14 protein-coding genes and 1 pseudogene are annotated in these 12265 nt (G+C 69.8%); 6 read left to right on the forward strand and 9 right to left on the reverse strand.

Annotated elements, in window-relative coordinates; translation table 11 throughout:
* Nucleotides 1-140: 140 nt before the first annotated feature.
* On the forward strand, nt 141-932 hold the full coding sequence (locus AB0I88_RS24940; protein ID WP_361029042.1) for an RNA polymerase sigma factor SigF: 792 nt from the start codon (nt 141-143) through the stop codon (nt 930-932).
* Nucleotides 933-996: 64 nt separating this feature from the next.
* Here AB0I88_RS24940 and AB0I88_RS24945 read toward each other — a convergent pair whose 3' ends face one another.
* The 7 genes from AB0I88_RS24945 to AB0I88_RS24975 form a co-directional block, all read right to left on the reverse strand.
* On the reverse strand, nt 997-2073 hold the full coding sequence (locus AB0I88_RS24945; RefSeq protein ID WP_361029045.1) for a sulfite oxidase: 1077 nt from the start codon (nt 2071-2073) through the stop codon (nt 997-999).
* Between the two features lie 8 nt (nt 2074-2081).
* Nucleotides 2082-2945 carry an enoyl-CoA hydratase-related protein gene (locus AB0I88_RS24950; RefSeq protein WP_361029048.1) on the reverse strand — a complete coding sequence of 288 codons (864 nt, stop codon included), beginning with the start codon at nt 2943-2945 and terminating at the stop codon, nt 2082-2084.
* On the reverse strand, nt 2942-4282 hold the full coding sequence (locus AB0I88_RS24955; RefSeq protein ID WP_361029051.1) for a Dyp-type peroxidase: 1341 nt from the start codon (nt 4280-4282) through the stop codon (nt 2942-2944). The genes AB0I88_RS24950 and AB0I88_RS24955 overlap by 4 nt, the downstream gene beginning before the upstream one ends.
* A gap of 9 nt (nt 4283-4291) precedes the next feature.
* Nucleotides 4292-5395 (reverse strand): DUF4331 family protein, encoded by a 1104-nt coding sequence (locus AB0I88_RS24960; protein WP_361029054.1) that lies wholly within the window; start codon nt 5393-5395, stop codon nt 4292-4294.
* Entirely contained in the window at nt 5395-5931 is a 537-nt protein-coding gene (locus tag AB0I88_RS24965; RefSeq protein ID WP_361029057.1) for a hypothetical protein, read from the reverse strand. The genes AB0I88_RS24960 and AB0I88_RS24965 overlap by 1 nt, the downstream gene beginning before the upstream one ends.
* Nucleotides 5932-6041: 110 nt before the next feature.
* On the reverse strand, nt 6042-6383 hold the full coding sequence (locus AB0I88_RS24970; RefSeq protein WP_361029060.1) for a transcriptional regulator: 342 nt from the start codon (nt 6381-6383) through the stop codon (nt 6042-6044).
* Nucleotides 6380-7060, reverse strand: a complete 681-nt coding sequence (locus tag AB0I88_RS24975; RefSeq protein WP_361029063.1) for a hypothetical protein — start codon at nt 7058-7060, stop codon at nt 6380-6382. Before AB0I88_RS24975 ends, AB0I88_RS24970 begins: the two co-directional genes overlap by 4 nt.
* Nucleotides 7061-7167: 107 nt before the next feature.
* Here AB0I88_RS24975 and AB0I88_RS24980 point away from each other — a divergent pair, with 107 nt between their 5' ends.
* The 5 genes and pseudogenes from AB0I88_RS24980 (at nt 7168) to AB0I88_RS25000 (ending at nt 10870) form a co-directional block, all read left to right on the forward strand.
* Nucleotides 7168-8301: an EAL domain-containing protein gene (locus tag AB0I88_RS24980; RefSeq protein WP_361029066.1), complete on the forward strand. Its 1134-nt coding sequence runs from the start codon at nt 7168-7170 to the stop codon at nt 8299-8301.
* Nucleotides 8302-8711: 410 nt separating this feature from the next.
* Nucleotides 8712-8891, forward strand: a complete 180-nt coding sequence (locus tag AB0I88_RS24985) for a hypothetical protein (protein ID WP_361029068.1) — start codon at nt 8712-8714, stop codon at nt 8889-8891.
* Nucleotides 8888-9322 carry a DUF6192 family protein gene (locus AB0I88_RS24990; protein WP_361029071.1) on the forward strand — a complete coding sequence of 145 codons (435 nt, stop codon included), beginning with the start codon at nt 8888-8890 and terminating at the stop codon, nt 9320-9322. Before AB0I88_RS24985 ends, AB0I88_RS24990 begins: the two co-directional genes overlap by 4 nt.
* A pseudogene (locus tag AB0I88_RS24995) lies at nt 9303-9386 on the forward strand (DUF6192 family protein); the annotation flags it as partial. The gene AB0I88_RS24990 and the pseudogene AB0I88_RS24995, both read left to right, overlap by 20 nt.
* Nucleotides 9387-9739: 353 nt before the next feature.
* Nucleotides 9740-10870 carry a tyrosine-type recombinase/integrase gene (locus AB0I88_RS25000; protein ID WP_361029074.1) on the forward strand — a complete coding sequence of 377 codons (1131 nt, stop codon included), beginning with the start codon at nt 9740-9742 and terminating at the stop codon, nt 10868-10870.
* Nucleotides 10871-10944: 74 nt separating this feature from the next.
* Here the strand turns inward: AB0I88_RS25000 and AB0I88_RS25005 are convergent, their stop codons facing one another.
* Together AB0I88_RS25005 and AB0I88_RS25010 are read right to left on the reverse strand one after the other, a co-directional pair.
* Nucleotides 10945-11592 (reverse strand): hypothetical protein, encoded by a 648-nt coding sequence (locus AB0I88_RS25005; RefSeq protein WP_361029077.1) that lies wholly within the window; start codon nt 11590-11592, stop codon nt 10945-10947.
* A 349-nt stretch (nt 11593-11941) separates the two neighbouring features.
* Nucleotides 11942-12265 (reverse strand): transposase (locus tag AB0I88_RS25010; protein ID WP_361029080.1); only part of this gene is annotated, 324 nt, incomplete at its 5' end.

Here is a 12265-nt window from a genome sequence, read left to right on the forward strand (position 1 = left end):
CAGGACACCCCTCAGCACGATCGCACCTGGTCGGGCTGAGTGTGCACAGAGTCGGACGGCCCCGCTGGTTTACCGGTCGTGGCGTACGGGAAGTACCCCGGCGCCCACCGTTGACACGAGGAACACGAGGGAGCACACGGATGACCGTCATCGCCGACACCGCTGTCCACGACGAGGCTGCGACAAGCACCGACCGGGCCAGTGAGCTGATCAACGCGATGGCGGTGCTACCTCCCGGCCACCCGTCCCGCCCCGGGTTGCGGGACCGCGCCATCGAGGCCTGGCTGCCGCTGGCCCGGCACCTCGCCAACCGGTACGCCAACCGCGGTGAGCCCCGCGACGACCTCTACCAGGTCGCCGTGGTCGGCCTGATCAAGGCGGTGGACCGGTTCGAGGCCGACCGCGGCGTCGACTTCAGCGGCTTCGCGATCCCCACCATCGTCGGCGAGCTCAAGCGCCATTTCCGGGACCGCACCTGGTCGGTTCGGGTGCCGCGCCGCCTCCAGGAGCTGCGGCTGGCCATCACCGCCGCCAACAGCACGCTCAGCAACACGCTGAGCCGCTCCCCCACGGTCGCCGACATCGCCGCGCACCTGGGCATCAGCGAGGATGAGGTGGTCGAAGGGCTGGAGGGCGCGCGGGCGTACAACTCGACCAGCCTGTCGACGCCGGTCGCCGACACCGGCACCGAGCTCGGCGACACCCTGGGCGGCGAGGACGCCGGGTTCGAGGCCGCCGAGCTGCGCATCTCCCTCGGCCCCGCGCTGGCCGCCCTGGACGAGCGCGAGCAGAAGATCGTGACGCTGCGCTTCTACGGCAACCTCACCCAGCAGCAGATCGCCGAGCAGATCGGCATCTCCCAGATGCACGTGTCCCGCCTGCTCGCCAAGGCCCTGGTCAAGCTCCGCGGCCACCTGGAAGCCGCGGCCTGACCACCGGGCCGGCGCACCTCGGCGAACTGGATCCCGGCGGTGTAGCCGCGGCCTGAACCCCCGGTCAGCGCACCTCGACGTACTGGATCTCGATGGCGTTGTTGCCGTAGCCGAGCCGGTTCCACGGCGGCACGTCGGGCTGGACGTTGCCGGCCGCGTCGGCGGCGCGGGCGCGGATGCTGTGCCGGCCGGGGGTGGCCTCCCACACGTAGTGCCAGTCCTGCCACTGCGCGGGGCCTCGCGGCGGTTCGACCACCGCGGGGCTCCAGTCGCTGTCCCCGACGAAGGCGAGCCCCACCTCGGTGACCGGGCCGGCGCCGGACCAGGCCTTGCCCCGGATCGTGTACGTGCCGGCGGGGATGGTGACGCCCGGTGCCGGGTCGGTGATCCGGGCCCGGACCCGCATGGTGGTGACCGGCTCGTGCGGCCGGTCCGGCCACTCGTAGATGTAGTGGCCGGTCTGGAACTCGCCGTGGAACGGCTCGGTGAGCACGTCGAGGCGGGACAGCCACTTCACCGAGGCGACCGCGTACCAGTGCGGCACCACCAGCCGGAACGGCGCTCCGTGGTCCGGTCGCAGCGGTTCCCCGTTCATCTCGTAGGCGATGAGCACGTCGGCGGCCGGGTCGGCGGCGACCGAGAGCGGCAGCGACCGTACGAAAGTGAGGTCGTCGACGTCCGCGAGCACCGAGCTGAGGTGGTATCTCCCGTGGTCGGCGCCCTCGCAGCGCAGCTCCACGCCGTCCGCGGCCGGTCCGGCCTGCGCGAGCACGTCGGCGAGCCGGGCACCCTTCCAGTAGGCCGTGGACACCGCGTAACCACCCCACGGCTCGCCGGTCGGCAGCGGCCGCATGTCGAGGCGCCCGTTGCCGGCGCACTCCAGCGTGACGGCGTGCTCCACGGCCGGCAGCGCCCGCAGGTCGTCGAGGGTGAGCGTGAGCGGCGTGCCGACCGCCCCGCCCACGTACAGCGTCCCGTCGTGCTCGGGCAGCGCGAAGTTGCTGCGCACGTAGTGTTCGTCGGTCGTCGTGATGTGATCCTGCAGGGCCGGATGCGGCGCTTCCGCGTTGAACGGCTCCTCCTTGATCATGACGAGGGCGGCCCGGTTCGCGGCGATCGCGCCGTCGACGGTGAGTGACATGGCGGCTCCTAGTAGTCGGGGTCGGCGAAGGTCGGGTCACGGTCGTCGTTGAAGGCGCCGATCCCCTCGATCCGGTCCGGGTGCACCGCGGAGCGCCAGTGGGCCTCCATCATGATCGAAATCGCCTGCTCGACCGGCTGGCCGGCGCCCATCTGCACGGCCCGCTTGACCGCCTGCACCGCGGTCGGCGAGTTCGAGGCGATCTTCGCGGCGATCCGGTGCGCGGCCGGCAGCAGCTCGCCCGGGGCGTGCACCTCGTTGACCATGCCCAGCCGGTACGCCTCGGCGGCGCTGATCGGGTCGCCGGTCATCAGCATCTGCATGGCCTTGCCGGGTGGCAGCACACGCGGCAGCATCACCGGAGAGCCGCCGCCGGCCGCCAGCCCGATCATCGCCTCCGGCTGGCCGAAGGTGGCGTTGTCCGAGGCGATGATGAAGTCGGTGCTCTGCGCGATCTCCGAGCCCCCGCCGTAGGCGATCCCGTTCACCGCCGCGAAGATCGGCTTGCGGAGCTGGCGCAGCGTGTAGAGCGTACGGTCGAAGTCCTGCCGTTGGCGCAGCCACTGCTGTTTGGTCATGCTCTTGCGCTGGCGCAGGTCGCTGCCGACCGAGAAGGCCCGCTCCCCGGCCCCGGTGATGATCGCGACGCGGATCGCCGGTTCCACCGCGATGCTCTCCAGCACCTCGGTGAGCCGGGCCCCCATCGCCGTGGTGATCGCGTTGTCGGCCCGCGGCCGGTTCAGGGTGATGACCGCGACGGCGCCGCCGGACATCAGCTCCAGCAACACGGATTCGGCCGGGTCGGCGTCGTCCGGCGCGGGCGGCCCGAAGTCGAGGGCCTTCCAACGGTCGGTGCCGGTGGTGTGGGTCATCGGCTCTCCTCGGTCAGATCGGCCAGCCAGCGCAGGGCGCGGAGGCCGGGTACGAAGCAGTACTCGCCACCGCGGGTGATCACGAACGGCGGCAGCTCCTGAAGGCGGCGGCGGATCGGGCGCCGCGGGACGGTGAACGTTCCGGTCCCGTCACGGGGCCCGACGAGCGGATCGCTCTCGCTCGGGGCGCCGATGAAGATGCCGTCGTTGAGCCACTGGGTCTTGACGAACTCGAACTGCCGGCCGGGGTGCGCGCCGGCGAAGACGAAGATGATGCCGCGGTCCTCGCCGTCGTCGTCCAGCACGCCGTCCGCAAGCGCCGGCCCGTAGCTGGTGCCGCGCCGGATCATCCGGTGCAGGCGTACGTCGACGGTCTGCTCGTCCTCGAGCGCGTCCCGCGGGTTGGCGCGGCGGGCGTGCGCCCCGGCCGGGCATTTGAAACCGCGCGCGTCGTCGCGGTAGCCGAAGTCGTTGTTGCGTCTCGGGTCGGCGCCCAGCTCCGGGTCGTCCCGGTCCGGCGTGACCGCGAGCGGCGCCCCGGACTGCCAGCGGCCCACCATCTTCGCCCCGAGCAGCGTCTCCTCCTGCCGGTTGGCGGCGCGTTCGCGCAGGTAGCGGCGGTAGGCGGCGACCCGGGTGTGCAGTTTGCGGAACACTACGTAGGTGCCGTTGCGGCCCAGCACGTCCGGGCTCGGCATCGGCGGCAGCGATCCGGTCTCGTCCGGGTAGCCGAGGATGAACTCGCCCGCCTTGATCGGCGGCTCGCCGGTGATCGCGTGTGTGCCGGCCACCCCCTCCACGGCCGGCTGTCCGATGCCGTCCTTGAAACCGAACGAGGTACGCCCGGAGGCGAGCTGGTAGCAGTCCTGCCGCCAGACCACCTCGATGCCGGGGAACTCGTCGTGGGCGCGGCGGGCCCGTTCCACCACCTCGTCGAGGCTCGCCCGGTCCGGGGCGAGGGTGGCCAGGGCGATGTGCACGTCCGGGCCGCCGAGCGGGGCCTCCCAGTTCTCCGGGCCGCTCTCGCCGACGTCACCGAGCAGGTTCGCGCGGGCCGCCATGCCCTCGCGGAACTCGGGCGCGAACGTGGCGAGCGACTCCTCCGGCACGCCGAGCGCCCGCAGCCCGTGGCAGGTGAAGGCGACCGTCATCCACGCGGCCGGGGTGCTGTCCAGCACCGTCCGGGCCGGCGACAGCAACGGAATCAGCCGGCGGACCAGGTCACGGCCGTCCTGCCGGTCGTTCACCCGCAGCAGGACGTAGGCGCCGACGTACGGTGACGGCCGCTCGTGCAGGGCGCCGGCCTGGATGTCGTCGAGTTCGAGTTCACCGCTCACGGCCGCCGCCTACACGTGCTCGGGTGGCTGCGGCGGATTCGGGTTCGCCGGCGACAGGTACGGGAAGACGCTCGACGCCGGACGTGACGAGTGGTCGACGCCGTCCCGGATCACCGGCCCGTTCCCCGCGTTGATCAGCCACGTGAAGAAGGTGTCCATGCAGTCGTCGTTGAGCGCCCGGCCGCCGCAGGTGCGGTGCTCCCGCCCGGCCAGCGCGGCCCGCTCGATCTCCAGGAACGACCCGTGCTCCCGGTACGGCTCGCCGATGTCGACGACCAGGCGGTCGGCGAGGAAGAGCCGGGTCAGCGGGTGGTCGCCGGTGTCGGTGAGCGGCCAGTCGGTCCTGCCGTCCAGCCCGTCCCAGAAGGCCAGGTTGGCGTTGAGCCGGGCCCGGTAGGCGCCCAGGTAGCCGTCGGCCAGGTGGAACCCGTCCTCCATGTTGTAGAGGTCGCGGATCTCCAGGTCCCGGTTCACCGGATCGAACTGTTTCGGCGCGAGCAGCAGGTTCTTCACCTCGGGGCGGCCGGTCCGCTCGATCCGCACGTTGAGCCGGCCCCGGGTCAGGGTCTCGCCGACCACCCCGAACAGGCTGGCGTCGCGGCCCAGCAGGTGGGCGCAGTCCAGCTCGACGACGATGCCGAGGACGTTCTTGCCGTCCAGGAAGATCTGCGACGGGTCGGTGAACGCCAACCGCCCGGTGGCGATGGTCTTCAAAGCGGCCGGGGCGTCCAGGATGAACGGGTCCCAGCGCGGGCCGGCGAATGCCCGTACCCCCGCGCCTTTGCCTCCCTCGGGGTCTCCCACCACGAAGGTGACCTCGTCGCCTGCCGGTGTGCGGCAGAAGCCCGTCTGCGGTGCCGTGTCCTGGTCGGAGAAGACGACGTCGAACACGAACTCCTCCGCGCCGACCGCGAGTGTGCCCGGGGCGAGCGGGCGCAGCCGGAAGCGGTAGATCAGGCCGTCGGAGAAGCGGCCGTCCGGCGGGGCGAACGGCAGCGTGTTCATGACCAGCACCAGGCTGCCCGGGTTGCCGGGGCTGGGGAAGGCGTACAGGTCGGTGATGTCGGCGATCGGCTCGGCCAGCGCGCGTGGGCCGGAGATGTGATCGGACATCAGTCGGCGGCCTCGGCCAGCAGCGGGGCCAGCGCCGGGGCCTGCAACGCCTCGGCCGCCGCCGGGTCGTCCAGCACCTGCTGGAAGGCCCGGTTGACGCGTTCCGCCTTGCGGATCTCCTTGACCGTGCCGGCGTAGTTGCGCGCGTAACCGCCGGCGGTGACCTGCGCGGACAGGATGAAGTTCTTCACCGCCTCCAGGTCCGGCAGCCCCTCGTAGCCGACCACGTGCTGGAAGATGGCGTCGAACAGCTTCAGCGGCTTCGACGCGAAGTCCAGCATGTACGAGTCCCAGGTGCCGTCGAAGCTGGTCGCGAACAGCAGCCGGGTGTCGTCGTCGAACGGCACGAACCGCGCCTCGTGGATCACCGCGATCGGCAGCTCGTAGTCGCCGGGCCGGTAGCCCGGGCTCGACTGGAGATCGCGCAGCGCCTCCCGCAGCGCGGGACCGTGCCCCGGCTTCACGTGGAAGAACAGGCTGAACTCACTGGTCGGGCCGACCTGAACACCGGGCCTGGACGCAGCGTCGGCTGTCATCGGTGATCACCCTCCGGAGAAGACGAGACGGGACGAGGACGAACGTCCCTGGCCGTGACAGTCTTCGGTCCTCCACCGCGGCGGGCCTCACCCCTGGCGGGTGAACATGCCTACGGCGTCTCGGCCGTCTCTACCCGCGCGATGAGCAGCTTCAACCGGTTGATCTCCTCGGCCAGCGCGGTGCTCCCGGCCGGGGTCAGGGTGATCCAGGTGCGGCCCCGCTTGCCCTCGTAACCCTTCTCCAGCTCCACCAGGCCGGCCGTCTCCAGCACGCCGAGATGCTGCGACAGGTTGCCGGCGGTCAGTTGCAGCTGGGTGCGCAGGTAGCCGAACTCGACCCGGCGGGCCTCGTGCGCGATGGTCAGGACGCCGAGGCGGACCCGCTGGTGCACCACATCGTCCAGGCCGGTCACCGGGTGGGCGGGCTGGGCCGGCTGGGCGGCGGCGGTCATCGCCGCCGCCGCTGGGCCAGCGCGAAGCCGGCGGCACCGAGCAGCAGCACCGTGCCGTTGACGACCTGCTGCGGCACGAACTCGGCCCGCACGCTGGAGTGGGTCTGCCAGCCGAAGTCGATCGGGATCAGGACCACGGCCAGGTAGGCCAGGGTGAACAGCAGCAGCCCGGCGTTTCGCTCCAGGCGGGCCAGCACCAGCAGGGCGACGCCGATGAGGCCCGACGGCGCGACCAGCCGGTCCAGGAACATCTGCCAGTACGGCAACGGCTCGGTGGGGACCGGGTTGTGGTCGATGTAATACCGCACCGAGATCCAGGCGCCCAGGAAGACCACGATCAGGGCGACGCCGGTGATCACATACGGCAGGATCCGGGCGTCCACCCCCCGCGACCGGGCGATCCGGCGGTATCCGTAGGCGATCGCCGCATAGGCCAGCAGCAGTGCGGGCGGCCAGTAGTAGAGCACGCCCATCCGGTCGAACTCGCACTCGCCGGTGGCCTTGCAGTCCACCTGCATGCCGAACCAGTCGAACGGGATCGCCGCGAACGTCACGACGGCCAGCACCAGCAGCGCGGCCCAGGTCACCCGTTGGTCCCGCCGCACCCGGTGGGCGAGATCCCGCACGTCGGAGAGAAGCCGGCGGGGGTCGCCGCCGGGTACCGCATCACTTGTCATGCCAATAGGTTTCCATCACAAACTGATTTGCGCTAGTGCAAATCTCAAGTCGGTGAGCCCAGCGCCGAAGGGCAGGGAGTTCCGCCACCCTTCGAAGGAGTCAACCCATGCGCCCGGCCCCGACGACGGACCTCACGATCGGCGAGCTACTGGACCGGCGGCTGGTGCGGTCGGTGTTCCAGCCGATCGTCGACCTCGCCACCCGTACCGTCATGGGATTGGAAGCCCTCGCCCGCGGACCCGCCGGAACCACCCTGGAGTTCCCGGACCGCCTCTTCGCCCTGAGCCGCGAGGCGGGACGGCTCGGCGAACTCGACATGCTCTGCTTCGAACGCGCCCTGGAAGGCGCGATAGCGGCGCCGGTCCCGCCGCCGCTGCTGTTCGCCAACGGCGAACCCGCCGTCATGGGCCAGCCGCTGTCACCGCGGATCATGGAGCTGTTCATGTCCGGGCCGCCGTTCCGCACCATCCTCGAATACACCGAACGCGCCCTGCCGGCCGTCCCCGGCAGCCTGCTGCGGCTCAGCGGCAACATCCAGCTCGGCGGCAACGGCATCGCCCTGGACGACGTCGGCGTCGACCCGATGTCGCTGGCCTTCCTGCCGATCCTCGAACCCGAGGTGATCAAACTCGACATGAGCCTGACCCGCGATCCGGACACCGCGCACGCCCGGACCGTCGCCGCCGTGGTCCGGGCCGAGGCCGCACGAACCGGCGCCGTGGTGATCGCCGAAGGCATCGAGACCGAGGAACACCTGACGACGGCCCGGCGGCTCGGGGCGCACTGGGGGCAGGGCTGGCTGTTCGGGCGGCCCGGCCCGATCGACCAGGTGCGGCACTTCGATCCGGCGGCGGCGGCCGTGACGCGCGCGGCCCGGCCCGGCTTCCACCAGCCGGCCGGCACCCCGTTCGAGATCGCGGCACAGCGGCGGCCGCCCGTCGTGCGAACCCCGGGCGACGTCGAAACCGGACTCGCCCGACTGCGCGAGATCACCATCGGCCAGGCCTGCGCGGTCGTCACGGTGTCCCATCCCGGACTCGCCGGGCTGCTCCAAGGACTGGCCGGTCCGGGACGCGCGGTCGTGCTCCTGGACCAGCCGGTCGTCGGCGAATTCGTGGCGGCGGTCGTCGGACCCGGATTCGGGTACGCCCTGTGCGCCCGCGACAGCCGGATCGTGACCGTGGACGACCTGCCCACGGCCGCGGCGATCAGCCGGGTCCTGCTCTCCCACACCGGCTAGCCGTCGTCGTCACCCCGCCACAGGGTGGGCACCACCGGCATGATCGTGCCGTCGGCGCTGAAACGCAACGGGTCGATCGTGCCCTCGCGGTCGGTGCCGTCGCCCGCCGGGATCGCGAAGCGGTGGTAGGCGGTGTGCCACGTGTCCGTCCCGGGCCCCTTGACGCCGAGGCTCGGATTCTTCGACAGGATCGTGCCGCGATACGTCCACGTCGCGTACTCGACGTGGTAGTTCTCCGAACGGGTACGAGGGCGTGGCGGAGCAGGTCACTCACACCGGGTCATTCGGGCGAGTGGCCTCTTTCGGGGGACTGCGACCTTGCTGACCTGCGGTTCAGCCTGACTGGCATGGACCGTAGTTATTGACGGCGGACTCTGCGCCGCACTGCGGGCGACCCCTGGTGGTGGGCCATGCCGGCGACGATCGGGCAGGTAACACAGCAGCGGTATGACGAGCTGGTGGCGCAGGCGCGGGACTTGGTGCGTGAACACGGCCGCATCCAGTTCATGTTGGGGGACAACGCTCTGGAGATTGAGCCGATGGGCCCGCACGGCGGCTCGCAACCTCACCAGACGCCCGGATTGGTGTGACCGATGCGTTGCGCATGTTCGCCGAGGACATCGGGGTGGCGCCGGACACGATGAAGAACTGGCGGTGGGTGGCGTCACGGTGGCCGGCTGAGCAGCGCCGCGTTGAGGTGCCGTTCCACATCCACCGGGTGCTGGCCTCGATCGCCGATGCCGACCGGCGGTTCGCGGTGATCGGTGAGCCGCCGGTGCTGACTCGGACCGGCGAGCGCCGATGGAGCGAGGACGAGGCGAAACGGCAGGTGGGCTGGCAGGTCACCCGGCCGGAGACGGTCCAGGAGAAGGTCATCGCGGTGCACGAGCTGGTCGCTGACGACGAGGTCGCCACCCGGGTCGCCACCGATCTGCTGCGCCGGCCCAAGGTCGCGTTCAAGGCGGCGGGCGATACGACGGCGCAGGAGAAAGATCGGTGTAGTGCACGAGCTGGTCCGTGACGACGAGGTCGCCTCTCAGATCGCCACCGATCTGCTGCGCCGTCCGGAGGTCGCCGCGCGGGCGATGAGCGACACCACGGCACGCCACCTGGTCAACCGCGCCCAAGCCGACCAGGCCCGCTGTCGAAGGTTGGACGGTGGCTCGCCGCCGAACACCCGCAAATCACAGAGCCGGCCCAATGGACCCGGCAGACCTGCGCGTCCTGGGTCGCCGCGGTCGACAACCTCAGGGTCGGCGACTACGTCCAGCAACTCGCCGCCCACGACAAACGGGCGGGGCAGCCGGTCGCCCCGTACACCAAGGCGGGCTACCTCACCGCGACCCGGGTGTTCTTCCGTGACCTGCAGGAATGGGAGTGGATCCCCCGGCGGTTCGACCCCCTACGCGCGCTGTCCAGGCCCAGAACGATCCACGCGATGCTCGGACCCGATCCCCGCGTCATCGCCGACGACATCTGGGCCAAGCTGCTGTGGGCCGGACTCAACATCGAACCCGAAGACCTGCCTACCAGCCTCAACAGCCTGCGCTACCCGCTCGAACTGCTCCGGGCCCTATCGCTGACCTGGCTGTTCAGCGGCCTGCGCAGCAACGAGATCGTCCGCCTCCGCGTCGGCTGCGTCCGCTGGCAGCACGACGGCTTTCCAATCCCCGGAGACTCCGACGAGGTGCTGGCCCGCGACGCGGTCTGCCTGCTCGACGTCCCCACCCACAAGACCGGCACCTCGTTCACCAAACCCGTTGACCCGCTCCTTGGCAAGGCGATCGAGACATGGCAAAACCTCCGGCCGCAGCAACCCCGCATGCTAGACCGCAAGACCAACGAGCACATAGACCTGCTCTTCGCCACGAGAGCCCGCCGAGTCGCCAACACCTACCTCAACGGCACGATCATTCCGGCACTCTGCCGCAAGGCCGGCGTCCCCACCGCCGATATTCGCGGCAACATCACCAGCCACCGAGCACGCTCCACCATCGCCAGCCAGCTCTACAACGCCAAGGAACCCATGACCCTGTTCGAGCTGCAAGCCTGGCTCGGCCACCGCAGCCCCGAATCCACCCAGCACTACGCGAAGATCACCCCAAACACGCTGGCCAAGGCCTACAACGACGCCGGCTACTTCGCCCGCAACATCCGCACCATCGAGGTCCTCGTCGACCGCGACGCCGTCACCAGCGGCGCTGCGGTAGCCGGCGCGCCCTGGCAGTACTACGACATGGGACACGGCTACTGCACCTACACGTTCTTCGAGCAATGCCAGCACCGCAGCATGGCCTGCGCCCGCTGCGACTTCTACACACCGAAAGCCTGGTCAAAGGGCCAACTGCTCGAGGCCAAAGACAACCTCCAACGCATGCTGACCAGCATCCTGCTCACCGACGACGAACGCGCCGCCGTCGACGACGGCCAGGCCGCCCTCGACCAACTGCTCAAGCGGCTCGTCGACGTCCCTACTCCGGCCGGCGCCACCCCACGAGAGATCGGAGCGCCTGCCACGGCAACCCTGCTCCCGATCCTCGCCATCACGAAACGCCGTCACGATGAGTAAGCGAGAGGGGGAAGACGCCGCCATATGACAGCTCGCTCTTCTGGCTGATGAGCGGCCGTCGGACGGGATCCGTTTTAGGACCCGAGCGCTTCGGCTATCAGTACATGACGATCCGCTGGCGCATCCCCGTTGCGAGGACTGTGCAAGCCGACACAGACGTAGCGACCTCCGTACTCGACCCAGGTTGGGGAACCCCAGAAACGACCGCTCGCGTTCAGTAGCTCGCTGGCGACCTCATTCCGATGCTCCGGTCGGCCGCCGACCTCGGTGAAGGCCGTGGCGACCGATTCCTCTGCGTCGAGCGGCAGATCGGCATCGCCGACAGCGGGCAACAACAGCAGGAGGCGTTCTGCCTGTGTCCGTTCGGAGTCCGTCTGAGCAGCTACTACGAGAAGCTCTCTCCACGAGAGGCCCGGTCCTTGGAAGCCCCCCTCCAGCGCGGCGAACGTGATGACCGAGTCGGAACCCGCCGGTTCAAGGAGGTAGTCCCACCCCGAGTCACCCTCGAAGTTGCGAAAGAGAAGGTGCAAGCGGTGCCCACGGGCGAGCTGCACCGTCAAGAATGGCCAGCTGCCGGGATGGTGCAGTTGTTCTGCATACTCTTCGACATCAGCGGGATCGACGTCGAAGGCCGTGGCGGCCGTGAGGGAACCACCGAACGAGAGCAGGAAAGCCGGCCAGAACAGGTCGTCATCCGGCTGCGGTCCAAGTTTACTCAGCACTGCTCGATCAGCCGGTGGCTGAAAACTGCTCAGGTAACGCCGTAGGAACACTGCGACAGTCTCCCAGTAGCGTCCTGCGACGCGTATCCGGATCTGCCGTCGATAATGTGACACGCTTCGCGGGCGCTGCCCGGAAAGGGGCGCGATCCGGCTCTCACCCCCGGCGGATGTCGGCGACGAGCTCGACCCTTTGAGAAAGTCGGTCCGTCATAGCCGGACAGACTTGACAAATTAGATTCCACAGAACCCGCCGGTGGATCGTCGAACGGTCACTGTCCTGGCTGATGCGCGCCCGCCGCAACTCCCGCGACTACGAACGCCTGCCCGAGCCAGGGCCCCGGCAAAGTCGTCAGGTGATTCCGAGCAGTGCGAGCGGGCGGGTGCTGTCGCGGGCGTGATGGCGGTTGGCGGCGGCGATGTTGGTGACGCCCGCGGAGCGTAAGGCGCCGATAGCGGCGTTGCGCAGAGCGGCCATGACCTGTTGACCGGTGCCGGTACGGATCTGCGAGCGGTCTTCGTCGTAGGTGAGGTCTCGCACCCAGTGGATCTTGTTCTCGATGGACCAGTGTCCGCGGATCCACGCGGCCAACTGGGCCGGTTTGACCTGGTGGACGTGCAGGTCGGTGATGGCGTAGACGGTCTCGGTGGTGAAGCGTCTCGGCTCGTCGAGGCG

It is taken from the genome of Actinoplanes sp. NPDC049802, assembly GCF_040656595.1.
Lineage (GTDB): Bacteria > Actinomycetota > Actinomycetes > Mycobacteriales > Micromonosporaceae > Actinoplanes.

Bases quoted from the DNA above. Each gene is read 5' to 3' on its own strand.
- AB0I88_RS24940 (WP_361029042.1), top strand. From the start codon at position 141: ATGACCGTCATCGCCGACACCGCTGTCCACGACGAGGCTGCGACAAGC.
- AB0I88_RS24945 (WP_361029045.1), bottom strand. From the start codon at position 2,073: ATGTCACTCACCGTCGACGGCGCGATCGCCGCGAACCGGGCCGCCCTC.
- AB0I88_RS24950 (WP_361029048.1), bottom strand. From the start codon at position 2,945: ATGACCCACACCACCGGCACCGACCGTTGGAAGGCCCTCGACTTCGGG.
- AB0I88_RS24960 (WP_361029054.1), bottom strand. From the start codon at position 5,395: ATGTCCGATCACATCTCCGGCCCACGCGCGCTGGCCGAGCCGATCGCC.
- AB0I88_RS24965 (WP_361029057.1), bottom strand. From the start codon at position 5,931: ATGACAGCCGACGCTGCGTCCAGGCCCGGTGTTCAGGTCGGCCCGACC.
- AB0I88_RS24970 (WP_361029060.1), bottom strand. From the start codon at position 6,383: ATGACCGCCGCCGCCCAGCCGGCCCAGCCCGCCCACCCGGTGACCGGC.
- AB0I88_RS24975 (WP_361029063.1), bottom strand. From the start codon at position 7,060: ATGACAAGTGATGCGGTACCCGGCGGCGACCCCCGCCGGCTTCTCTCC.
- AB0I88_RS24980 (WP_361029066.1), top strand. From the start codon at position 7,168: ATGCGCCCGGCCCCGACGACGGACCTCACGATCGGCGAGCTACTGGAC.
- AB0I88_RS24985 (WP_361029068.1), top strand. From the start codon at position 8,712: ATGCCGGCGACGATCGGGCAGGTAACACAGCAGCGGTATGACGAGCTG.
- AB0I88_RS25000 (WP_361029074.1), top strand. From the start codon at position 9,740: ATGCTCGGACCCGATCCCCGCGTCATCGCCGACGACATCTGGGCCAAG.